21 protein-coding genes are annotated in these 20,026 nt (G+C 63.8%); 11 read left to right on the top strand and 10 right to left on the bottom strand.

Translation table 11 applies throughout. The annotated features are described in order from the left end of the window. Nucleotides 1–3 precede the first annotated feature (3 nt). Nucleotides 4–804, bottom strand: coding sequence for a beta/alpha barrel domain-containing protein (locus NKH95_RS02625; RefSeq protein ID WP_127255183.1), 801 nt, complete (start codon nt 802–804; stop codon nt 4–6). Nucleotides 805–965: 161 nt separating this feature from the next. On the opposite strand from NKH95_RS02625, the gene NKH95_RS02620 reads away from it, so the two are divergent. The 3 genes from NKH95_RS02620 (at nt 966) to NKH95_RS02610 (ending at nt 4,093) form a co-directional block, all read left to right on the top strand. Then, nucleotides 966–1,727, top strand: a complete 762-nt coding sequence (locus NKH95_RS02620; protein WP_127291316.1) for a DeoR/GlpR family DNA-binding transcription regulator — start codon at nt 966–968, stop codon at nt 1,725–1,727. Nucleotides 1,728–1,992: 265 nt separating this feature from the next. After that, entirely contained in the window at nt 1,993–3,141 is a 1,149-nt protein-coding gene (locus tag NKH95_RS02615) for a Gfo/Idh/MocA family protein (protein WP_352890965.1), read from the top strand. A 10-nt stretch (nt 3,142–3,151) separates the two neighbouring features. Then, entirely contained in the window at nt 3,152–4,093 is a 942-nt protein-coding gene (locus NKH95_RS02610) for an alpha/beta hydrolase (protein WP_023808797.1), read from the top strand. Between the two features lie 10 nt (nt 4,094–4,103). Here the strand turns inward: NKH95_RS02610 and NKH95_RS02605 are convergent, their stop codons facing one another. After that, the gene (locus NKH95_RS02605; RefSeq protein ID WP_023808798.1) at nt 4,104–5,138 is read right to left on the bottom strand and encodes a LacI family DNA-binding transcriptional regulator; all 1,035 of its coding nucleotides are present in this window, start codon (nt 5,136–5,138) and stop codon (nt 4,104–4,106) included. A 412-nt stretch (nt 5,139–5,550) separates the two neighbouring features. On the opposite strand from NKH95_RS02605, the gene rsgA reads away from it, so the two are divergent. After that, nucleotides 5,551–6,561 carry a ribosome small subunit-dependent GTPase A gene (gene rsgA / locus NKH95_RS02600; protein ID WP_031212275.1) on the top strand — a complete coding sequence of 337 codons (1,011 nt, stop codon included), beginning with the start codon at nt 5,551–5,553 and terminating at the stop codon, nt 6,559–6,561. A 26-nt stretch (nt 6,562–6,587) separates the two neighbouring features. Here rsgA and NKH95_RS02595 read toward each other — a convergent pair whose 3' ends face one another. Next, on the bottom strand, nt 6,588–7,121 hold the full coding sequence (locus tag NKH95_RS02595; RefSeq protein WP_023808800.1) for a sterol desaturase family protein: 534 nt from the start codon (nt 7,119–7,121) through the stop codon (nt 6,588–6,590). Nucleotides 7,122–7,294: 173 nt separating this feature from the next. On the opposite strand from NKH95_RS02595, the gene NKH95_RS02590 reads away from it, so the two are divergent. Continuing rightward, nucleotides 7,295–7,765 carry an NUDIX hydrolase gene (locus tag NKH95_RS02590; protein ID WP_023808801.1) on the top strand — a complete coding sequence of 157 codons (471 nt, stop codon included), beginning with the start codon at nt 7,295–7,297 and terminating at the stop codon, nt 7,763–7,765. A 10-nt stretch (nt 7,766–7,775) separates the two neighbouring features. Here the strand turns inward: NKH95_RS02590 and pobA are convergent, their stop codons facing one another. The 6 genes from pobA to pcaD are packed head-to-tail and all read right to left on the bottom strand — an operon-like array spanning nt 7,776 to nt 12,585. After that, nucleotides 7,776–8,948, bottom strand: a complete 1,173-nt coding sequence (gene pobA, locus NKH95_RS02585; protein ID WP_023808802.1) for a 4-hydroxybenzoate 3-monooxygenase — start codon at nt 8,946–8,948, stop codon at nt 7,776–7,778. Continuing rightward, nucleotides 8,948–10,000, bottom strand: coding sequence for a 3-carboxy-cis,cis-muconate cycloisomerase (locus NKH95_RS02580; RefSeq protein ID WP_352628508.1), 1,053 nt, complete (start codon nt 9,998–10,000; stop codon nt 8,948–8,950). Before NKH95_RS02580 ends, pobA begins: the two co-directional genes overlap by 1 nt. A 19-nt stretch (nt 10,001–10,019) precedes the next feature. After that, nucleotides 10,020–10,634, bottom strand: coding sequence for a protocatechuate 3,4-dioxygenase subunit alpha (pcaG, locus tag NKH95_RS02575; RefSeq protein WP_023808804.1), 615 nt, complete (start codon nt 10,632–10,634; stop codon nt 10,020–10,022). Next, the gene (pcaH, locus tag NKH95_RS02570) at nt 10,634–11,386 is read right to left on the bottom strand and encodes a protocatechuate 3,4-dioxygenase subunit beta (protein WP_023808805.1); all 753 of its coding nucleotides are present in this window, start codon (nt 11,384–11,386) and stop codon (nt 10,634–10,636) included. The genes pcaG and pcaH overlap by 1 nt, the downstream gene beginning before the upstream one ends. Then, a complete protein-coding gene (gene pcaC, locus NKH95_RS02565) occupies nt 11,376–11,783 on the bottom strand; it encodes a 4-carboxymuconolactone decarboxylase (RefSeq protein ID WP_023808806.1) in 408 nt (135 codons plus the stop codon). The genes pcaH and pcaC overlap by 11 nt, the downstream gene beginning before the upstream one ends. After that, nucleotides 11,776–12,585 (bottom strand): 3-oxoadipate enol-lactonase, encoded by an 810-nt coding sequence (gene pcaD, locus NKH95_RS02560; protein WP_023808807.1) that lies wholly within the window; start codon nt 12,583–12,585, stop codon nt 11,776–11,778. Before pcaD ends, pcaC begins: the two co-directional genes overlap by 8 nt. Before the next feature lie 92 nt (nt 12,586–12,677). On the opposite strand from pcaD, the gene pcaQ reads away from it, so the two are divergent. Next, nucleotides 12,678–13,595, top strand: a complete 918-nt coding sequence (pcaQ, locus tag NKH95_RS02555; protein WP_023808808.1) for a pca operon transcription factor PcaQ — start codon at nt 12,678–12,680, stop codon at nt 13,593–13,595. Nucleotides 13,596–13,613: 18 nt separating this feature from the next. Here the strand turns inward: pcaQ and NKH95_RS02550 are convergent, their stop codons facing one another. After that, entirely contained in the window at nt 13,614–14,540 is a 927-nt protein-coding gene (locus tag NKH95_RS02550; RefSeq protein WP_352890962.1) for an aldose 1-epimerase, read from the bottom strand. A 109-nt stretch (nt 14,541–14,649) separates the two neighbouring features. Between NKH95_RS02550 and NKH95_RS02545 the strand changes: the two genes are divergently transcribed. The 5 genes from NKH95_RS02545 to NKH95_RS02525 are packed head-to-tail and all read left to right on the top strand — an operon-like array spanning nt 14,650 to nt 20,016. Next, the gene (locus NKH95_RS02545; RefSeq protein WP_352890960.1) at nt 14,650–15,393 is read left to right on the top strand and encodes a FadR/GntR family transcriptional regulator; all 744 of its coding nucleotides are present in this window, start codon (nt 14,650–14,652) and stop codon (nt 15,391–15,393) included. Then, on the top strand, nt 15,390–17,117 hold the full coding sequence (locus NKH95_RS02540) for an IlvD/Edd family dehydratase (RefSeq protein WP_352890958.1): 1,728 nt from the start codon (nt 15,390–15,392) through the stop codon (nt 17,115–17,117). The genes NKH95_RS02545 and NKH95_RS02540 overlap by 4 nt, the downstream gene beginning before the upstream one ends. 11 nt (nt 17,118–17,128) lie before the next feature. After that, nucleotides 17,129–17,905 carry an SDR family NAD(P)-dependent oxidoreductase gene (locus NKH95_RS02535; RefSeq protein WP_352890956.1) on the top strand — a complete coding sequence of 259 codons (777 nt, stop codon included), beginning with the start codon at nt 17,129–17,131 and terminating at the stop codon, nt 17,903–17,905. 34 nt (nt 17,906–17,939) lie between these two features. Then, nucleotides 17,940–18,938, top strand: a complete 999-nt coding sequence (araD1, locus tag NKH95_RS02530) for an AraD1 family protein (protein WP_352890954.1) — start codon at nt 17,940–17,942, stop codon at nt 18,936–18,938. A gap of 52 nt (nt 18,939–18,990) precedes the next feature. Next, on the top strand, nt 18,991–20,016 hold the full coding sequence (locus NKH95_RS02525; protein WP_352890952.1) for an ABC transporter substrate-binding protein: 1,026 nt from the start codon (nt 18,991–18,993) through the stop codon (nt 20,014–20,016). Nucleotides 20,017–20,026: the final 10 nt, after the last annotated feature.

Here is a 20,026-nt window from a genome sequence, read left to right as displayed (position 1 = left end):
CGTTCAGGCACCCGCCTTCGCCAAGGCGTCTTGCGCCGAAAGGCCGTCATGGATGACGCCTCGAAAGGCGATCGCTGCCTTTTCCGGATCGCCGTGCCCCCAGAGATTGCGACCCACCACGGCACCGCGCGCGCCGGCACGGATGGCGTCCGCCGTCTGCTGAAGGGCGCCGAGCAGCGTGTCGGTCTTCGGACCGCCGGCGATCACAACCGGCACCGGGCAGGTCCGAACGGTCTCTCGAAACGACTCGAAATCGCCCGTGTAACCGATCTTGATCACGTCGACGCCGGACTCGTAGCCGATGCGTGCCGCATAGGCGATCTCGTCGGGGGTGAAGACGATTTTTGCCCCGTCGGTGAAATCGCGAGGGTAGATATGCGCCACCACCGGCATGCCGTAACGGGCCGCCGCATTCACCGAATCGGTCAGCCAGCGTATGTATTTGCCCTCGGTCGCGCCGCGCACCGGAATGGCCACGGCCAACGCATCGGCGCCAGCGCGCACCGCATCCTCGGGCGTTGCAATTAGTTCACTGATGCGATCGTCCGGGGTGAAGCAGCCGGCCTGGATCACCAGGCAAGCCTTGCCCGCGTATTGCGGCCACAGATGGCGCGCAGTGCCAGGCTGGATGCTGACGTAGTCGGGTTTGCCTACCATGACGCGTGCAAGCGCGCCCGGCAGGTCGGCAAGACCTCCTTTGCGCACGTCGCCATAGCCGACAAAGTGGTCGACCGCGCCGCCAAAAAGATTCCCCGACGGATGTGAGAAGAGGCGCGCCAGGCGCACCTTGGTTCCGAGGCTCATGAGTCCAAAACTCTCCAATCGATTGATTTCAAAATCCTGGACCCAGTGTTTGCGAAAGAAAAGACAAATGCAATCTTTCGAAAGCTTTCGAATTCGCATATTTTTGGTAGAGTGAACCGAAGCCAGGGCGATCGCTTGGCGCATGGAGGCAAGGACAGGGCATGTTGTCAGAGCAGAGACGCCAGTCGATCCTGGGTGAAGTGCAACGCAGCGGACAGGTTCGCATCAAGGACCTGTCAGACGATTTTGGCGTGTCGGAAGTCACGGTGCGCTCCGACCTCGAGATACTGGACCGTAAGGGACTGCTGACCAAGACCCGTGGAGGCGCAGTGACCCGGACCACGGATTCGACCACGGCCGCGTTCGCCCGGCGGATGCAAACGAACCTCGATGCAAAGAAACGCATCGCCCGGGCAGCGGTAGAACTGTTCGAGGACAACCAATCGGTCATCTTCGACGGCGGCTCGACATTGATGCAGGTTGCCATGCTGTTACCGCCGCTCAGCAATGTCGTGGTCGCGGCCACGGCGATGAATATCGTGCAGCATCTGATGCATCGGCCCGGGCTCGACGTTCACATGATCGGCGGCCGGGTCTATCCAGACACGGTGAGCACACTGATCACCGATGCCGACACGGCTCTCGGCGGCTTGGTAGCGCATCAGGTCTTTGTTGGAGCGCATGCGATTGATTCGTCACTGGATGTGGTCGACGTGAACGAAGACATGGCGCGAACGAAGCGAAACCTCGTGCGCATGGCCCGGCGCGTTGTCCTCCTTGCGGATTCGAGCAAATGGGGCGTCAGCGGAACCTCCAAGGCCTTTTCGCTGTCGAGCGTCGATGTCGTGATCACTGACGATGGCCTGTCGGGTCCGATACGCAGCCAGCTTGATAGGACCGGGGCCAAGGTGATCTATGCCTGATCCCGTCGCGGTCCCTGGCTGCGACCGAATATCCAATGCGCGCATAGCCCACGGGATTCGCATCGGCGGTCGGCCGGTTTTCCTGTCTGTCATTTTCTCCTCCCAGGGCTGGCAGCCTCCCGATATCGCACCAGCATTTTCGCATGTTGTATAAAAATTTTACGCGCGTCAATATTTAAAACGTTGTATAGCCTTTGCGAAAGCGATCCGCCTGACGGCTGGGCGGATCCGGCAGGTCATGAGCGCATTGGGAGGTAGGATCGAAATGCACGGGACATCAACGACCAAACTCGGGATCGGCGTCATCGGATGCGGTAACATCTCGATGACTTACCTGCGCAACGCCGGGCTTTTTGGCGGGATCGAATTGCGCGCCTGTGCCGATATTTCGGCCGACATGGCAGCAGTGCGAGCGAAGGAATATGGTATCCAGGCACTCGGCGTCGATGCGCTGCTGGCCGACCCGGAGATCGATCTTGTCCTCAACTTGACCATTCCGGCGGCGCATTTCGATATTTCGTTTGCCGCGCTTTCGGCCGGCAAGCACGTCTTCACCGAAAAGCCGCTCGCCACCTCGGCCGCCGATGGACAGCGCCTGGTCAATGAGGCGCGGTCGCGCGGCCTGCTGGTCGGCTCGGCGCCCGACACGTTCCTCGGTGCTGCCGGGCGCCGTGCGCGCCGGTTGATGGACCAGGGCGCCATTGGCCGTCCGGTCACCGGCACCGCCTTCATGATGGGCCGCGGCATGGAGCACTGGCACCCCAACCCGCAATTCTACTACCAGCCAGGCGGTGGCCCGGTGTTCGACATGGGTCCGTACTATCTGACCATGCTGGTCAATCTGCTCGGCCCGGTCGAGCGCGTCATGGCAATGGCGACACGCGGCCAGGAAGAAAGGCTGATCACCGCCGAAGGGCCATTCAAGAACACCACATTCAAGGTCGGCACGCCGACCAATGTGCTGTCGCTGCTCGAGTTCCGCTCCGGCGCGACCGTCACCTTCGGCGCCTCGTGGGACGTCTTTCGCCACTCCAACCATCCGATCGAACTGCACGGCACGGAGGGCTCGCTGCGCCTGCCCGACCCCGACACGTTCGGCGGCACGGTGTCGCTGTCGGAACGCGGCACCGACTGGCAGGATTTCGCCAGCGAGGGCGAGCTCTACGGCGCCCGCAACTGGCCTTACGCGGCACCCGATCGCGCCAATTACCGCATGCTCGGCGTCGCCGATCTGGTGCGCTCGCTTCAAACCGGCAACACCCCACGGGCCTGCGGCAGCCTTGCGCTGCATGTACTGGAGGTCATGGAGGCTATCCTGCGCTCCGGTGAAACACAGGGCTCGGTCGCCATCGCGGGCGATGTCGTGCAGCCGGCTCTGCTGACCGAGGAAGAGGCGAGCAGCCTGCTGGCCTGAGGGTATGATCATGACGCTCGATCCGGATGCGCTGCGCGTCCTCGAAATTGGTCGTGCAGCCGGCGGCGAGCCATTCGAGACCGGCAGCGTGGCGGCGGCGCGAACTGCCTACAACGCCTCGTTCCCGGCGCTACAGGGTGAGCACGAGCCGGTCGCTGCGACCCAGGAACGGCAGATCGACGGGCCGAATGGGCCTATTGCGCTCCGCATCCATCGCGGCATCGGCGCACCGCAAAGCGGGGCGCCGGCGCTGCTCTATTTGCATGGCGGCGGCTGGGTCATCGGCAACCTCGATTCGCATGACGAGATCTGTCGCCTGATGGCCAATCTCGGCAACGCCGTCATTGTCTGTCCTGACTATCGCCTGGCACCGGACCATAAATTTCCCGCCGGGCTCGAGGATTGTCTGGCAACTCTTCGTTTCCTGGCCGAGAACGCCGCCGATCTCGGCATCGACATCAGACGCATCGGTGTGGCCGGCGACAGCGCCGGCGGCAATCTCGCCGCCGTGCTGGCGCTGCTCGCCCGCGATGGGCTGGCGCCGTCCCTTGCCGCGCAGATCCTGATCTATCCCAACACCGACGCGCGGCAGACATCCGACAGCTACCGGCGTTTCGGCGACGGCTTCGGGCTCACCGCAACCACCATGGCCTGGTTCCGCGACCATTATTTGCGAACGCCCGACGATATCACGGACTGGCGCGTCTCGCCCTTGCTGGCGCCTGCCCTCGCCGGCGCGGCGCCGGCTTTTGTGGCGCTTGCCGGCTGCGACATCCTCGCCGACGAAGGGGCAGCCTATGCGGCGCGCCTGCAAGCCGCGGGCGTTCCGCTCATCCTGCGGCAATGGCCGGGCCAGATCCACGGCTTCGTCTCGATGGGACGCCATATCCCCGCTGCCCGGCAAGCGGTGGCCGAGGCGGTGGCCGCCTGGCGCCAGTTCGAGAAAAGCTGATGCCGGTCGCTCAGGCTGACTGACGCATCACCAGGGTGGCGCCGAGCTTGACGGTGCGCGCCATGCCCTGCTTCGGCGGATCGGCCTCGTCCAGCAAGGCCAGCAGGATCTCGACGCTGCGCCCGGCCATGGCGGCGAAATCCTGCGCCATGGTGGTCAGCGCCGGGCAGGTGTAGCGGCTCAGCGGATGATCGTCATGCGCGGCAACGCGCAGATCGCAATCGGGCCTGCGGCCGACCTTCAGGCCGCGCGAGAACGCAGCCGCCATCACGCCAAAGGCGAGACGATCGTTGGCACACAGGATTGTGCGGCCGGGCAAGGCGCCGGCCTCCAGCATTTTTTCCGTCTGCTCGTAGCCGATGCGTTCGAAGTCCCAGGTGTAATCGCGGGCGGCCTCGATGACGACCGGCTTGAACCCGGCGGTCTCCATCGCGACGATGTAGCTTTCCTGGCGTTCGCCGGAGTTGTGGTTGACGTGTGGGATGTCAAGATAGACCGGCGGCTCACCCGAACGGCAGAGATAGTCGACGATGGTCGAGACGCTCTGCCGGTTGTCGTTGCCAACGAACGGCGTATCGCCCTCGATATAGGTGTCGAAATAGACGATCGGAATGTCCTGCCCGAGCTTGTCGAAGACGCCGCGGTCAGAAGCCAGGCCCAGTGGGGCGATGATCGCGCCGGCGACCTTCAGGGACAGCAGCGTCCTGACCGACTCCGCCTCCAGCTTCGGCGAACCATGCGAGGAGATGACGATCGGCCAGTAGCCTTCGTCGCGGCAGCGAAATTCGATGCGGCTGACCATCTCGGCGTAGAACGGATCGGTGATCGTCGGCACGACGATGCCGATGTTGCGGGTGCGCTTGCGGTTGAGGTTGCGGGCGAAAAGGTTGGGCTGATAGTCCGAGGAGCGCAGGGCGGCTTCGATGCGCGCCCGCGTCGCCGGCTTCACGCTCGCCGGATCGTCGAAATATTTGGACAGCGTCGGCCGGGACACGCCGCATGCCTGGGCGAAGTCGTCCATCGTGCGGTGTGTCTTCTCCGCCATCGATATATTCCTGATCCCCTGCCATGATCGGCCCCGCCACCAGTCATGCGGCCGTTGACCGGATGCGACAATGCTCGACAGAACTTATTCAGTCAATTTTCACGGTTACCAATAGAGCGCAAAAAAATTGCATGCGTCAAATTATTTGTTAACGTTTAAAGCTGACGTGGCTCGCCGCCGTTTTCCCGCCAAACGCTTTCGGACAGCGCTGTTTCGTCGACTTGATCGTCAGTTCGACTATCAAGGGATAGGCTGCAGAAGCTTGCCGCTCGCTCTCGGCTACGGGCCTGCTTGCCAAATGTCGCCATGCCGCCCATACACGGCTTGGGCAATCGCCTCGCCCGTTCGCCACCTGCCAGGGATACTGTCCGATGTCTGCGACGCCGTGGTCAAAGCCGTGACGGATTCTTCCATGCCATCTCTCGCCAGCCTGGGCTGGACGGATTTTTTCGCTGATCAGCTCGAGCCCGACGACGCCGATCTCGTGCCGACGCGGATCGCCACCGTCCACCGCGATCGCCTGACCGGCCTGTCGCAGGCAGGGCCGGTCGATCTGACGCTGCCGGCGCAGGCGAACACCGGTGACTATGCGGTCGGCGACTGGGTGCTGGTCGATGGGCATGAACACCTTGTCCAGCGCCGCCTGTCCCGCAAGACGGTGTTGGAACGCCGCACCCAGGGCGGCAGGGTGCCGCAGCTTGCCGCGGCCAATGTCGACACGCTGTTCATCGTCACCTCGTGCAATGCCGACTTCAATCCCGCCAGGCTCGAGCGCTACCTGGCGCTGGCCAATGAAGCCGGAACGACGCCGGTGATCCTGCTGACCAAGGCCGATACCGCTGAAGACGCCGAGACCTATGAAAGGCAGGCTGCCGCGTTGCAGCGCGGATTGCCGGTCGTGATGCTGAACCCCCGCACATCGGATGCGGCAACCGCCCTGGCTGCCTGGTGCGGTGTCGGCCAGACGGTGGCGCTGATCGGCTCCTCCGGCGTCGGCAAATCGACGCTGGTCAACACGCTGGCCGGATCGGCGCAGCAATCGCCGCAACAGACCGGAGGCATTCGCGAGCACGATTCCAAGGGACGCCACACCACCACGTCGCGATCGCTGCACGCCATTGCCGGCGGCGGCTGGGTGATCGATACGCCGGGCATGCGGACTTTGCAGGTCAGCGACGTCGCCTCCGGCATCGACACGCTGTTTGCCGAAATCACCGAGCTCGCGCCGCTCTGCAAGTTCCGCGACTGCACGCATGTGCATGAGCCGGGCTGCGCTGTGCAGGCTGCCTTAAAGGCCGGGACGCTCGATCCGGAGCGCCTTGCCCGCTGGCGAAAACTGTCCGACGAGAACCAGAACAACACGCCGGTTCAGAGCGGCCCCCGCGGAGCCAAGTCTCCCGGCGGTCGCGGGAAGAGGCGTTGAACGGTTGGGGTTGGTCTGGCCTCGGACTAGAGCCGCGCCGTCCCGAAAACCCGATCCCAGAATATCGACGTCACGCCGAAATTGGCGTTTTCGTCGACATGATGATGCACGGCGTGTCGGCGCTTGAGCGTGTAGAGATAGCTCGGATGGGCGGGGTGCCAGTGATGGATCATGTGGTGGATGCTGATGTACCAGAGGTACCCCAGCATCAGCCCGCAGCTTACCGCGCTCGCGGTTGCGAAGTCCGAGACCACCCAAACGGGCACAAACGCGATCAGCGCATGCACCCCGAGGCTGAGCCAGGTCGGGGTGCCCACCGAACTGCGCTCCTCGACATGGTGACGATCATGCAGGTCCTTGATGTAGGGAATATGGTGAAGAACGAACCTGTGCAGCACATACTCGATCAGCGTCCAGAGGCCTAGACAGGCGAGGACCGTGCCGATCCAGCCTGGTGCACTCTCTTCGCCGGCCTCGAGCAGCCCGGCCACTGCCAGCACGGCGATTACCAGCGGATACACGACGAAGTCGCTATAGTAGCCAATAAGACCGAGTTGCATCGTCACCTAGCCTTCGAGCCGCCAAATAAGCGATGGTATCAGATTGCCGGACTCGCGGGTGAGGTGCAATGCAGACGAACCTGACATAGCGTCGCAATCCCTAGGTGCAAGGTTCGCGTCAACGATTCGAGGACCATCGGCAGGCTGCCGGCTTCGCAAACGGACGTATCACAATGGCAAAACGCAGTGCGGGATTGCTGATCTATCGCCGCGGCGACGGCGATCTCAGGGTGTTGCTGGTTCATCCGGGCGGACCGTTTTGGGCGAAGAAGGACGACGGTGCGTGGTCGATACCGAAGGGCCTCATCGGCGAGAACGAGGACGAGTTGGCGGCAGCGCAGCGCGAGACCGAGGAAGAGCTCGGCATCAGGGTCGATGGGTCCTTCACGCGTCTCGGCGACTACAGGCAACCAGGCGGAAAGATCGTCATGGCCTGGTCTGTCGAGGCGACCGCCGACATTGATGTCGCTGCCATCACGAGCAACATTTTTACCATGGAATGGCCGCCAAGGTCGGGATTCCTGAAGGAGTTCCCGGAGGTGGACAGAGCGGGCTGGTTCACCTTGGCCGAGGCCGAGGTGAAGATCCTCAAAGGGCAGCGCCCGATGCTGTCGGACTTTGCCAGGCAGCAAGGCGCCGGATGATCCGCGGCCCTCAGTACGGCAGGCCGACATAGTTCTCGGCGAGCGCGGTCGATGCGGCACGTGACTGCACGAGGTAGTCGAGTTCGGCCTCCTGGATGCGCTGGCCGAACTCGCCGGTGTCTGGAAAGCGGTGCAGCATCGTCGTCATCCACCAGGAGAAACGCACCGCTTTCCAGACCCGTGCCAGAGCCTTGCCTGAATAGGCGTCGATGCCGGCCGTTGACTTGTCGCGATAGAAATCGTGCAGGCCGGCAAAGAGATAGCGCACGTCGCTGGCGGCGAGGTTGAGGCCCTTGGCGCCGGTCGGCGGCACGATGTGGGCGGCATCACCGACCAGGAAGAGCCGGCCGAAGCGCAGCGGCTCGGCAACGAAGGAGCGCAGCGGCGCGATCGATTTCTCGAAGGACGGTCCAGTGACGACATTTGCCGCCGTCTGCTCCGGCAAGCGGCGGCGCAACTCGTCCCAGAAGCGCTCATCCGACCACGCCTCCACGCGATCGTCCTGCGGGCACTGCACATAGTAGCGGCTGCGATGCGTCGAGCGCATCGAGCACAGCGCAAAACCCCGCTCGTGATTGGCGTAGACCAGTTCGCGGTCGGCTGGCGGCACCTCGGCCAGCACGCCGAGCCAGCCGAACGGATACCGCCGCTCGAAGATTTTTAGCGCACGCTCGGGCACCGATTTGCGGCTGACGCCATGATAGCCGTCGCAGCCGGCAACGAAGTCGCAGTCGATGCGATGCGTGACGCCGTCCTTGTCATAGGTGGCGAAAGGCGCGGTGCCGTCGAAATCGTGCAGAGCGACATTTGCCGCCTCGTAGATCGTGGTCAGCCCTGCCGCGTCGCGCTTGTCCATCAAATCGTGCGTCACCTCGGTCTGGCCATAGACGGTGACATGCCTGCCGCCGGTCAGCGCCTCGAGGTCGATGCGATGCAAGCGTCCGTCGAAGGCGAGCGAGATGCCAGTGTGCGGCAGCCCTTCGGCATGCAGCCTTGCCGCCGCGCCGGCCTGTTCCAGCAATTCGACGGTGCCCTGTTCGAGCACCCCTGCCCGCACGCGGCCAAGCACGTGCTCGCGGCTCGCACGTTCCAGAATGACCGTCTCTACGCCGATGCCGGCCAGCAGTTGCCCAAGCAGCAGCCCGGACGGCCCGGACCCGATGACGACGATTTGCGTGCGCATCAGTGGCCGAGACTTTCGACCTGTGCGGCCAGTTCGGCGGCAAGGCGCAGCGACGCGGCCGTTGCGACGACCATCTGCGGCAGCAATAGCCACTCCAGCGTCCAGGCAGCACCCGACCGCTCCTGCTCATGCACGAGCGCGTGATGCATGCCGGCAAGCTGCGTGGCGTTGAAGCGGGCAAGCGCCACCAGCGCTTCGGCCTTCACCGGGTTCTTCTTGTGCGGCATGGCCGACGAGCCGCCGCCACTGGAAAGCTCGATCTCGGTTCCACCTTGCGCCAGCAGCGCGATGTCCTGGCCGAACTTGCCGAGGCTGCCTGATACCAATGACATCAGGCCGGCAAAGTCGGCGAGCGCGTCACGCTGGCTGTGCCACTGCGGTGCGTCGCCAAGACCAAGCCTGGCGGCAAGTGCCGCGCGCACCGCCGGCCCCTTGTCATCAAGCTTTTCCAGCGTGCCGGCGGCACCGCCGAATTGCACCACCAGCAGACGCCTGGACTGCTCGGATAGCCTCTCCTGATGCCGTTGCAGCGGCGCCCGCCACACCCTGACGCGATCGGCCACTTTGATCGGAAGCGCCTTCTGCATGCGCGTCATCCCGGTCAGCGCCCTGCCGCCAAAACGCTCTTTGAGCGAAGCGAGGCGTATGACGGTTTCGGTCAACAGCAGATCGAGATGCTCGACGACGGATTTCAGCCGAAGCATCAGGCCGGTGTCGATCACATCCTGGCTGGTCGCACCGAAATGCACTTTCCGGCCATGCGGTTCGCCGACCGCAGCCCTGATCTGGCGCACCAGCTCCGGCACCATGACGCCGTCCTTGGCGACCCCGGCTCGCAGCAGAGCCGTGTCCGGCCGGAAGGTGCCAAGCGCCGCCACGATCGCTGCCCCGGCATCCTTGGGGATTATCCCGTTATCGGCCTCCGCTTGCGACAGCGCCTGTTCAAAGGCCAGCATGGCCTCGATTTCCGCCTCAACGGAAAAATGCCTCGCCGCTTCTTCGTCGCCGAGAAGAGCGGAGAGCAGCGGATGGTCGAAAGGCGATACAGTCATGTCACAGGCCTCCTGAGCATCAGCTATCGAAGAAGACCGTTTCCTTCTCCCCCTGGAGATGGACATCGAAGATGTAGGTATCGCCCTTGCGCTCGGCGATTAGCGTCGGCACGCGGACGCGGTGCTCGATGCGTGCCAGGATCGCATCCCCGGCATTGGCCTTTTCCTCGTCGGAAAAATACAGCCTTGTGTGCAGGCCGAGATTGATGCCGCGGGCGACGATCCAGAGCGTGATATGCGGCGCCATCAGGCGACCATCGTTGAACGGGACGCGGCCAGGCTTGACCGTCTCGAACGTGCAGAGGCCGGTGTCCATATCGGTCGGGCAACGGCCCCAGCCGAAGAAATTCGGATCGGCAGCACCACGCAGTTCGGCCGGCGAATTGTAGAGCCCATCCGCATCCGCTTGCCAGATCTCGATCAGCGCGTCCTTGAGCGGCGTGCCGGTGCCATCGAGCACCCGGATGCGCAGGCCGATGCGCTCGCCCTTGGTCTTGTCGTTGACCATGGTGGCGCCGAGATCACTGGGATAGACGCCGCCGATGCCGCAGAAATTGGGTGTCAGCCCGATATGAACGTAGGGTCCGGCGGTCTGCGAAGGGCTTTCCCTGAGCCGGTCGAGCGACTGGGCCATCAATTGCCCTCCAGCCTGTTTTCGAACAGCGACGCGCGGCGCCCGCGCAGCACGATGTCGAACTTGTAGGCGCGCGCGTCGAAGGGGATCGTCGCTTGCATGTCGAGCGCGGCGATCAGCGTCTCAACGGCTGCCTTGTCGGGAATGCCGCGCGCGATCGGGCACTGCCAGATCAGCGGGTCGCCCTCGAAATACATCTGCGTGATCAGCCGCTGGGCAAAGCCGTGGCCGAACACCGAGAAATGAATGTGCGAGGGGCGCCAGTCGTTCGGCCCATTCGGCCAGGGATAGGGTCCAGGCTTGACGGTGCGAAACGCATAGCCGCCGTCCTCGGTGGTGAGGGCTCGGCCGCAGCCGCCAAAATTCGGGTCGAGCGGCGCCAGATAGCCATCCTTCTTGTGGCGATAGCGGCCGCCGGCATTGGCCTGCCAGAATTCGAGCAGCGCGCCGGGCACGCCAACGCCTCGCTCGTCGAGCACTCGGCCATGGACGATAATCCGCTCGCCGAGCGCGCTCTCGCCGGGCCTGGCGAAATTGTGGATCAGGTCGGCGTCAAGTTCGCCCAATATTGCGTGGCCGAAAACGGGGCCTGCAATCTCCGACAGCGTGTTGTCGAAGACGAGGGGGGCTTTTTGCGGCGAGCGCAGCATCGAGGTCTTATAATTCGGCGTCAGAGCCGGCGGATGCCAGGTCCGATCGCGCCGGAAGAAGGCGCCGGTCTCGGGCCTCGTCGAGCCGGACTCAGCGGGCATTCCTGGCTCCGTCCATTTCCGAAAACACGTCCTTGGCTATTCTGAAGGCACGGTTGGCGGCCGGCACGCCGGCATAGATGGCGACATGCAGGAACGCCTCGCAGACGTCGTCGCGCGAAGCACCGGTGTTGACGGTGGCGCGCACATGCATGGCGACCTCCTCATCATGGCCGAGTGCGGCGAGCAGCGCCAGCGTGACGATCGAACGCTCGCGCTTGGTGAAGCCCGGCCGCGCCCACACGGTACCCCAGGCGGCCTCGGTGATCAGTTCCTGGAAAGGCTGGTCGAAATCGGTGGCGGCGACCTCGGCCCGGTCGACATGCCGGTCGCCAAGCACGGAGCGCCGCACCGCGAGGCCGGTGCGATATCTGGCTTCGTTGCCGGGGACTTCATCCATGGGTTTCGGCTCCAGGGGCAAGCGATGCGATAAAATCGCGGATCAGGGCGACCAGCGCCTCTGGCTGTTCGACGCAAGGAATGTGCCCGGCGTCGCGGATGATTTCGAAGCGCGCGCCGGGGATCAGCTCGGCCAGGGAGCGGACAAGATCGGGAGGCGTCGAGCCATCCTGATCGCCGGCGACGCAGAGCGTCGGCACCGCTATGTGGCGTGCGGCATCGGTGAAATCCGCATCGCGAACGGCCATGCAAGTCCCGACGTAACCGGCAAGCGCTTGCCTGGTCATCATGTTCCAATAACCGTCCAGCTCGGCCAGACGCGCCGCGTGGAAGGCGGGGGTGAACCACACTTTGAGCACGCCATCCGCAACGGCCTGGATGCCCTTGCTTTCGACCGTCGCGATGCGTGTGTTCCAGCTGTCTGTCGTGCCGATCTTGTGGGCCGTGTCGCAAAGGATCAGGCCTTCGACCATTTCTGGGCGCCGGCGATAGAAGCCTTGTGCGATCAGGCCGCCGACCGACAGGCCGCACAGCACGACCTTGCTCAACCCGAAATGATCGACGAGCGCCGAGAGATCGTCGACATGATCGTCGATCGATCTGATGTCGCCGATATCGGACAGCCCATGGCCGCGCTTGTCATAGACCAGCAGCGGCATTTCACCATCGAGCGCCGAGACAATTTCGTCCCAGACCCGGAAGTCGGTGCCCAGCGAATTGATGAATATGATCGGGCGTGCATTGCCGGCCGCCTTGGTGTGGCGATGGTGCAGCGTGATGCCGCCGATGGTGACGAATGGCACGGTTTTGGTCCTCCGCCTCCACATTGCACAAGGCGTTTGGTTCGGTAAAATGATATTTTGCGTCGTTTCATTAACTCATGGGTTATCAATCCATGTCCCATAGCCGCATCCGGTTCCGTCACCTGCAGGCATTCCTGGAAGTTGCGCGGCAAGGAAGCGTGGCGCGAGCGGCCGACTTGCTGCATGTCAGCCCGCCGGCGGTGACCAAGACATTGCGCGAACTGGAAGAGGCGCTGGGGGTGGCGGTGGTGGAGCGCGACGGCCGCGGCATCCGACTGACGCGCATCGGCGAAATCTTCCTTCGCCATGCCGGCACGGCGATCACGGCGCTCAAGCAAGGCGTCGATTCCGTCCGGCAGGACGGAGCGGTCAACCGGCACCCGATCCGCATCGGCGCGCTGCCGACGGTCTCGGCGCGGGTGATGCCGCTCGCCATGACCTTGTTCCTCAAGGAGAGCGCCGGTGCGGCGATCAAGATCGTCACCGGCGAGAATGCGGTGCTGCTCGAACAGTTGCGAACCGGCGCACTGGATCTCGTCGTCGGACGGCTGGCGGCGCCGGAGAACATGACCGGCTTCTTCTTCGAGCACCTCTATTCCGAACCGGTGCTGTTCGTGGTGCGGGCGGGACATCCGCTGCTCGATCCAGGACAGGATGTGTTCGCACGGCTCGACGAATTCCCGATGCTGATGCCGACGCGGGAATCGGTCATCCGCCCCTTCGTCGACCGCCTGTTCATCACCAACGGCATGACGGCGCCGGCAACCGAGATCGAAACCGTCTCGGACTCCTTCGGCCGAGCCTTCCTGCGGCAGAGCAATGCCGTCTGGATCATTTCGGCTGGCGTCGTTGCCAACGAACTCGGCAGCGGCGCCTTCGTCGCCTTGCCGGTCAACACCGAGGAAACCAAGGGACCGGTCGGTCTGACCATGCGCACCGACACGGCGCCCTCGCCGGCCTTCTCCATCCTGCTGCAGACCATCCGCGAAGCAGCAAAGCAAAGCAGTTGATGCGGCTCAGATTGGCGATCAGGCCGCCTGCGAAGGCGTGAAGCGAACGCTTGCGGATCGCAACTGCCCGGGTGCCAATACCATGCAGCCAGTGTCGATGCCCGCGTTCCTGCGATTGAAGGCATCGGTGATGTTGCTGACCGGTTCGGCGCAAAAGAATGGCTCGCCGGGCGGCGTGTAGAGGACGAGGAAATCGAGCGGCGCCTCGGCCTCGATGTCCAGTTGCCGCCCACGCTCCGGCCAGGAGATCCGGGCACGGCGCGTCCATCCGGTGAAGACCGTGTCGAAGTCCGTCTCCGACACGTCGAAGCCGGTGGTAGGATTGGAGCCAGCGGGCGGCAGGACGTGCCGGGTGGGCAGGATTTCCGCATCGGTCTCCCACATGCCGGATACCTGCGCCTGGACATGTGTCCACGGTGTCGACGGGAAATAGGGATGGAGGCCGAAGCCTGCCGGCATCGGCATGTCCGAGAGATTGCGCAGCGAAAGGGCAATGATCAGCCCGCCATCGACCAGCGAGATCGCTTGCCTTGCCTCATAGCTCCACGGCCAGGAATCGGCGGCATGGCGATAAGATAGGAGGGTGGTGCTGGCTTCGTGCCGGACGACTGTCCATGGCCGACGCCAGCCATGGCCATGCTCATGATGCGGATCTTCCGGGCTGGTCGGCAGTTCGACGGTGCGGCCCGCGAATGCGAAGCGCCCGCCCCTTATGCGATTGGAATAGGGAACCAGCGGGAAGCAGGCCATGGCGCCGGCATCGCGGCTGTCGATCGCCGCCTGATCCGCAGGACGCAGCCAATCCACGACGGATCCGTTTTGCCGCCAGCGATACGAGGCCAGGGCGCCGCCGGCGGCCGGGGCTATCTCAACAGTCGCAATGCCGTCGCTGATCGAGACCAGCTCTTGATGCTGCTCGGCAACGGCAGCGGAATTCTTTGTCATCGGCACTCCCCCATCCCTTGACTCCCATCGCCGCGCCTATAAAACATATCATATGAATAGTATGAAGAATAATAAATCTTTCAGCACAGCGCGCACGTCAAGAGTTGCGGTGGCGGTTTCCAGCGGCTCGACGGCGCTGCATGCGACTGTCGTCGAGCAGATCGGATTGCGCATCGTGCAAGGCGATTTCCTGCCCGGCGAGGCGCTGCCCAATGCCGACGATTCCAGCGAGATGCTGGGGGTCAGCCGCACGGTGCTGCGCGAGGCGATCAAGGTGCTGGCCGGCAAGGGGCTGGTCGAATCGCGGCCGAAGACCGGCACACGGGTGCGTCCCCGTGCCGACTGGAATTTCCTCGATCCGGATGTGCTGTCATGGCGCTACGCCGGCGGTGTCAGTGCCGACGATGTCCGGGCACTGTTCGAATTGCGGCGAGCCATCGAGCCGATGTCGGCCGCACTTGCCGCCCAGCGCGCCACGCCGGCGCAAATTGCCGAGATCAATGCCGCGCTGGCCGAAATGGAAGCGGTTGTCGACGACGGCGACCGCTTCGCCAAGCCCGACCTCTTGTTCCACCAGACCATCCTGCGCATGACCGGCAACGAGCTGATCGGCTCGCTGGCGGCACTGGTCGAAACCGCATTGGTGATGAGCTTTCGCCTCTCCAACGACAATCCGGACGGGCAGCGCCATTCCTTGCCGCTGCATCGGGAAGTGGCCGAAAAGATCGCATCCGGCGACGCCACTGGTGCGCAAAACGCGCTGCTGGTGCTCATCGACAATGCCGAGGAAGACGTGCGCCGCAGCGTCCAAAGCCGCAACAAGAGCCGCCAGGATCGGGAACAGACATCGTGACCGACACCAAACGCAAGCTGCGGTCCGAGGCCTGGTTCGGCGGCGAAGGCAAGAACGCCTTCATGCACCGCAGTTGGATGAAGAACCAGGGCATCCCCGCCGACGCTTTCGATGGCCGCCCGGTGATCGGCATCTGCAACACCTGGTCGGAACTGACCCCATGCAATGCCCATCTGCGGGCGCTGGCCGATCACGTCAAACGCGGCGTCTATGAAGCGGGCGGCCTGCCGCTCGAATTCCCGGTGATGTCGCTCGGCGAGAGCAACATGCGCCCCACCGCCATGCTGTTTCGCAATCTGGTCAGCATGGATGTCGAAGAGTCCATCCGCGGCAACCCCATCGATGGCGTCATCCTGCTGGTCGGCTGCGACAAGACCACGCCGGCACTGCTGATGGGCGCTGCGTCGTGCAACCTGCCGACCATCGCTGTTTCCGGCGGGCCGATGCTCAACGGCAAGTTCCGCGGACAGGATATCGGCTCGGGCACCCATGTCTGGAAATTCGCCGAGGAAGTGAAGGCCGGCCGCATGCCGGTCGCCGACTTCCTCGCCGCCGAGCAGGGCCAAAGCCGATCTGCGGGCAGTTGCATGACGATGGGAACGGCCTCGACCATGGCCAGCATGGTGGAGGCGCTCGGCATCGGCATGCCGGACAATGCCGCGATCCCGGCGGTGGATTCGCGCCGTGGCGTGCTCGCGCAAATGGCCGGACGCCAGATCGTCGATCTGGTGCGCAGGGACGTGACAATCGCGCAAATCCTCACCCGGCAAGCGTTCGAGAACGCCATTCGCGTCAACGGCGCGATCGGCGGCTCGACCAATGCGGTGCTGCATCTGATCGCCATCGCCAACCGGATCGGTGTCGATCTCAGCCTCGACGATTGGGACCGCCTTGGCCGTGATGTTCCAACCATTGTCGATTTGATGCCGTCGGGCCGGTTCCTGATGGAAGATTTCTACTACGCCGGGGGGCTAGCTGCGGTCATGGCGTCGCTTGATGAAGTGGGGCTTCTTCATCGCGACGCCATGACCGTCAGCGCCAAGACCATCGGTGAACTGATCGACGGCGCGCCCAACTACAACAGCGAGGTGATCCGGCCGCTGAGCCAGCCGCTGACCAAGGAAGGCGGCATCTCCATCCTGCGCGGCAATCTGGCGCCTGACGGGGCAGTCATCAAACCGTCCGCGGCAACGCCCGCGCTGATGCAACATCGCGGCAAGGCGGTGGTGTTCGAGAACATCGAGCACTACTACGCCCGCATCGACGATCCGGAGCTGGACATCGACGCCTCCTCGGTGATGGTACTAAAGAATTGCGGACCGCGCGGTTATCCAGGAATGGCCGAGGTCGGCAATATGCCGCTGCCGGCAAAACTGCTGAAGCAAGGCGTCTCCGACATGGTGCGCATTTCGGACGCGCGCATGAGCGGCACCGCCTACGGCACCGTGGTTCTGCACGTGGCACCCGAAGCAGCCGCAGGCGGCGCGCTGGCGCTGGTGCGCGACGGCGATTTCATCGAACTCGATGTCGCCGGTCGCCGGCTGGAGCTTTTGGTGTCGGATGAGGAGCTGGCGATCCGCCGGCGTGACTGGCAGCCGCCGGCACCGCCGGAAGGCGGCTATCAGAGCCTTTATGTCGAGCGCGTGCTGCAGGCCGACAAGGGCTGCGATTTCGACTTTCTCGTCGGTCGGCGCGATGCCGGCATTCCTCGGCATTCGCACTAGAGAGGCGCGCGATGACGGATGAAACCGGCTATGCGATCTATCCAAGCCTCAAGGGCCGCAGCGTCTTCATAACCGGCGGCGGCAGTGGCATCGGCGAAAGCCTGGTGCGCCATTTCTGCGCGCAAGGCAGCCGCGTCGCCTTCGTCGACATGGCCGAGGAGCCTTCCCGGCGTCTGGTCGACGCGATCTCGGCCGAGGGACATGCCGCGCCGCTGTTCATTCCCTGCGACCTGCGCAACGTCGAAGAGTTGCAGGCGGCAACCGTTCAGGCGATGCAGCACAACGGCCCTATCCAGGCGCTGTGCAACAATGCCGGCAATGACGACCGCCACCAGACCAAGGACGTGACGGTTGCCTACTGGGACGACCGCATGGCGGTCAATTTGCGCCATCAGTTCTTCGCGGCGCAGGCGGTGCGTCCACAGATGAACGCGCTGGGCGGCGGCTCGATCATCAATTTCGGCTCCATCACCTGGATGGTCGGCGATCCGGATTGCCCAGCCTATGTCACCGCGAAAGCGGCTGTTTACGGCATGACGCGGGCGCTGGCTCGCGAACTCGGCCCCGAACGCATCCGCGTCAACTGCATGGTGCCGGGATGGGTGATGACAGAGCGCCAGATGCGGCTGTGGCTGAACTCGGCCGGCGAACGCCAGATCGCGGAAAGGCAGTGCCTGCCCGACCGGCTGCAACCCTCCGATATCGCGCGCATGGCGCTGTTTCTCGCCGCAGACGACAGCCGCATGTGCACGAGCCAGCAGTTCATCGTCGATGCGGGCTGGGTGTGACCCGTACGGCTCCAAGGGAAGAAGGTTAGTATTCATGCGTCTTGTTCAGTTCAGAATGGCCGACGGCAGCAGAGGGGTTGGCCGTGTCTCGGATGACGGCAATCATCTGCACCCGCTCGAAAAGACCGGCAGCGTGCTGGAGCTGGCCGAAGCGGCAATTGCCCAGGGCACGTCAATCGCAGCGCTGATCGAGAAGCAGACGGGCACAGCGAAAATCGACTACGACCAACTGTTGCGCGATGGCCAGGTGCTCGCTCCGGTCGATCATCCGGAACCGGCGCGCTTCCTGGTCACCGGGACCGGCCTGACCCACACGGGAAGCGCCGCCGCGCGCAACCAGATGCATGTTCTGACCCATGGCGAAGGTACCGAGGAATCGGATTCGCTGAAAATTTTCCGTATGGGCCTGGAAGGCGGCAAGCCTGCCGCCGGGCAGATCGGCATCCAGCCCGAATGGTTCTTCAAGGGCGTCGGCACCTGTGTCGTGCCGCCCGGCGCGCCGCTACCGATGCCGGCCTTCGCGCGCGCCGGCGCCGAAGAGGCCGAGATCGTCGGCCTCTATCTCAACGGGCCGGACGGCCGCCCCTATCGGATCGGCTATGCGCTCGGCAACGAATATTCCGACCATGTGACGGAGGGCGAGAACTACCTCTACCTCGCCCATTCCAAGCTGCGCTCCTGCTCCATCGGACCCGAGCTGCTGATCGGCGACCTGCCCGAAGAAGTGCGCGGCCATTCGCGCATCCTGCGCGACGGCACCGTCATCTGGGAGCAGGAGTTCCTGTCGGGCGAAGCGCACATGTCGCACTCGATCGCCAATCTCGAACACTTCCATTTCCGCTACCCGATGCACCGCAGGGCGGGCGACCTGCATGCCTATTTCTTCGGCGCGGCGGTGATGAGCTACGCCTCCGGCGTCAAGACGGCTTCCGGCGACGAGTATGAAATCCAGGCACAGACATTCGGCAAGCCACTGCGCAACCGGATGGTGTCGGTGCCGGACGAGGGACTGGTCGCTGTTACCCAGCTGTGACGGCGCAGGCCCGAAAATTACGGTCCACCAGAACGACAATGGGAGATTAAAAATGGGACTGAAGAAAGCGTTTCTAAGACTAGCGACAATCGGGCTCGGCATCGGCCTGATGACATCGGCGGCACTCGCCGCGAACCTGCGGGTACTGGCCTGGGACGGCTACGCCGATGCCGACTGGGTCAAGGACTTCACCGCCGCGACCGGGATCGGCATCGATGTCGTCTTCATCGGCAGCGACGACGAGATCTGGGCCAAGATCAAGGGCAGCGAAGGCCAGGACTTCGACGTCTTCGCCGTCAACACCGCCCAGTTGCAGCGCTACATCAAAGCCGACCTGGTGTCGCCGATCGACGTCACGAAGCTCGCCAACCAGAAAGAAGTGCTGCCGCGCTTCCGTGATCTGACGGCGGTCAGCGGCGTGACCAAGGACGGCAAGGTCTACGGCATTCCGTTCTGCTTCGACTCCATCGGCCTGATCTACGACACGGACAAGGTCAAGCCGGCGCCGACCTCGATGTCGGTTCTGTGGGACCCGGCCTACAAGGGCAAGGTTCTGGCCTATGACAATGGCGAGCACAATTTCTCGTTCACCGCACTGACGCTCGGCTACAAGGATCCGTTCAACCTCAACGAAGAGCAGATGGCGGCGGTCAAGGCCAAGCTGGTCGAACTCAAGCGCAACGTGCTGAGCTTCTACACCACCGCCGACGAGGCGCAGCAGATCTACCAAAACAATGACGTGGCCCTGATCTGGGCCAATTACGGCCAGCAGCAGGTCAAGGCGCTGCAGAAGATCGGCGCCCATGTCGCCTACGTCAACCCAAGCGAGGGCGCGCTCGCCTGGCTCGACAACTGGGTCATTTCCAAGGGTGTCCGTGACAATGCGGCAGCCGAGAAATGGATCGACTTCATGCTGAGCAAGAAGGTCGGCGGCGAGCTTTCCGAGCGCACCGGCTTCGGCAACACAGTGACGGAAACCGGCAGCGCCGGTGGCAATGACACGCTGGTCTGGCTCAACAATGTCGAGGACCCGCTCAAGCGGTCGGACATGTGGAACGAGGTCAAGGCGACGCCCTGATCTTTCCGCA

Origin of the sequence: Mesorhizobium sp. M0848 (genome assembly GCF_040319805.1) — a bacterium.
GTDB lineage: Bacteria > Pseudomonadota > Alphaproteobacteria > Rhizobiales > Rhizobiaceae > Mesorhizobium.
The sequence above is the reverse complement of the archived record's forward strand: the minus strand, read 5'-3'. Positions and strand labels throughout refer to the sequence as shown.

What these genes read in the sequence shown, in the direction of transcription:
- pcaG (WP_023808804.1), bottom strand. Translation starts at nt 10,634, where the DNA reads ATGGCCCAGTCGCTCGACCGGCTCAGGGAAAGCCCTTCGCAGACCGCC.
- pcaH (WP_023808805.1), bottom strand. Translation starts at nt 11,386, where the DNA reads ATGCCCGCTGAGTCCGGCTCGACGAGGCCCGAGACCGGCGCCTTCTTC.
- NKH95_RS02610 (WP_023808797.1), top strand. Translation starts at nt 3,152, where the DNA reads ATGACGCTCGATCCGGATGCGCTGCGCGTCCTCGAAATTGGTCGTGCA.
- rsgA (WP_031212275.1), top strand. Translation starts at nt 5,551, where the DNA reads ATGCCATCTCTCGCCAGCCTGGGCTGGACGGATTTTTTCGCTGATCAG.
- NKH95_RS02615 (WP_352890965.1), top strand. Translation starts at nt 1,993, where the DNA reads ATGCACGGGACATCAACGACCAAACTCGGGATCGGCGTCATCGGATGC.
- NKH95_RS02535 (WP_352890956.1), top strand. Translation starts at nt 17,129, where the DNA reads ATGACGGATGAAACCGGCTATGCGATCTATCCAAGCCTCAAGGGCCGC.
- pcaQ (WP_023808808.1), top strand. Translation starts at nt 12,678, where the DNA reads ATGTCCCATAGCCGCATCCGGTTCCGTCACCTGCAGGCATTCCTGGAA.
- NKH95_RS02625 (WP_127255183.1), bottom strand. Translation starts at nt 804, where the DNA reads ATGAGCCTCGGAACCAAGGTGCGCCTGGCGCGCCTCTTCTCACATCCG.
- NKH95_RS02550 (WP_352890962.1), bottom strand. Translation starts at nt 14,540, where the DNA reads ATGACAAAGAATTCCGCTGCCGTTGCCGAGCAGCATCAAGAGCTGGTC.
- NKH95_RS02605 (WP_023808798.1), bottom strand. Translation starts at nt 5,138, where the DNA reads ATGGCGGAGAAGACACACCGCACGATGGACGACTTCGCCCAGGCATGC.
- araD1 (WP_352890954.1), top strand. Translation starts at nt 17,940, where the DNA reads ATGCGTCTTGTTCAGTTCAGAATGGCCGACGGCAGCAGAGGGGTTGGC.
- NKH95_RS02580 (WP_352628508.1), bottom strand. Translation starts at nt 10,000, where the DNA reads ATGACTGTATCGCCTTTCGACCATCCGCTGCTCTCCGCTCTTCTCGGC.
- NKH95_RS02525 (WP_352890952.1), top strand. Translation starts at nt 18,991, where the DNA reads ATGGGACTGAAGAAAGCGTTTCTAAGACTAGCGACAATCGGGCTCGGC.
- pobA (WP_023808802.1), bottom strand. Translation starts at nt 8,948, where the DNA reads ATGCGCACGCAAATCGTCGTCATCGGGTCCGGGCCGTCCGGGCTGCTG.
- NKH95_RS02620 (WP_127291316.1), top strand. Translation starts at nt 966, where the DNA reads ATGTTGTCAGAGCAGAGACGCCAGTCGATCCTGGGTGAAGTGCAACGC.
- NKH95_RS02590 (WP_023808801.1), top strand. Translation starts at nt 7,295, where the DNA reads ATGGCAAAACGCAGTGCGGGATTGCTGATCTATCGCCGCGGCGACGGC.
- NKH95_RS02595 (WP_023808800.1), bottom strand. Translation starts at nt 7,121, where the DNA reads ATGCAACTCGGTCTTATTGGCTACTATAGCGACTTCGTCGTGTATCCG.
- pcaC (WP_023808806.1), bottom strand. Translation starts at nt 11,783, where the DNA reads ATGGATGAAGTCCCCGGCAACGAAGCCAGATATCGCACCGGCCTCGCG.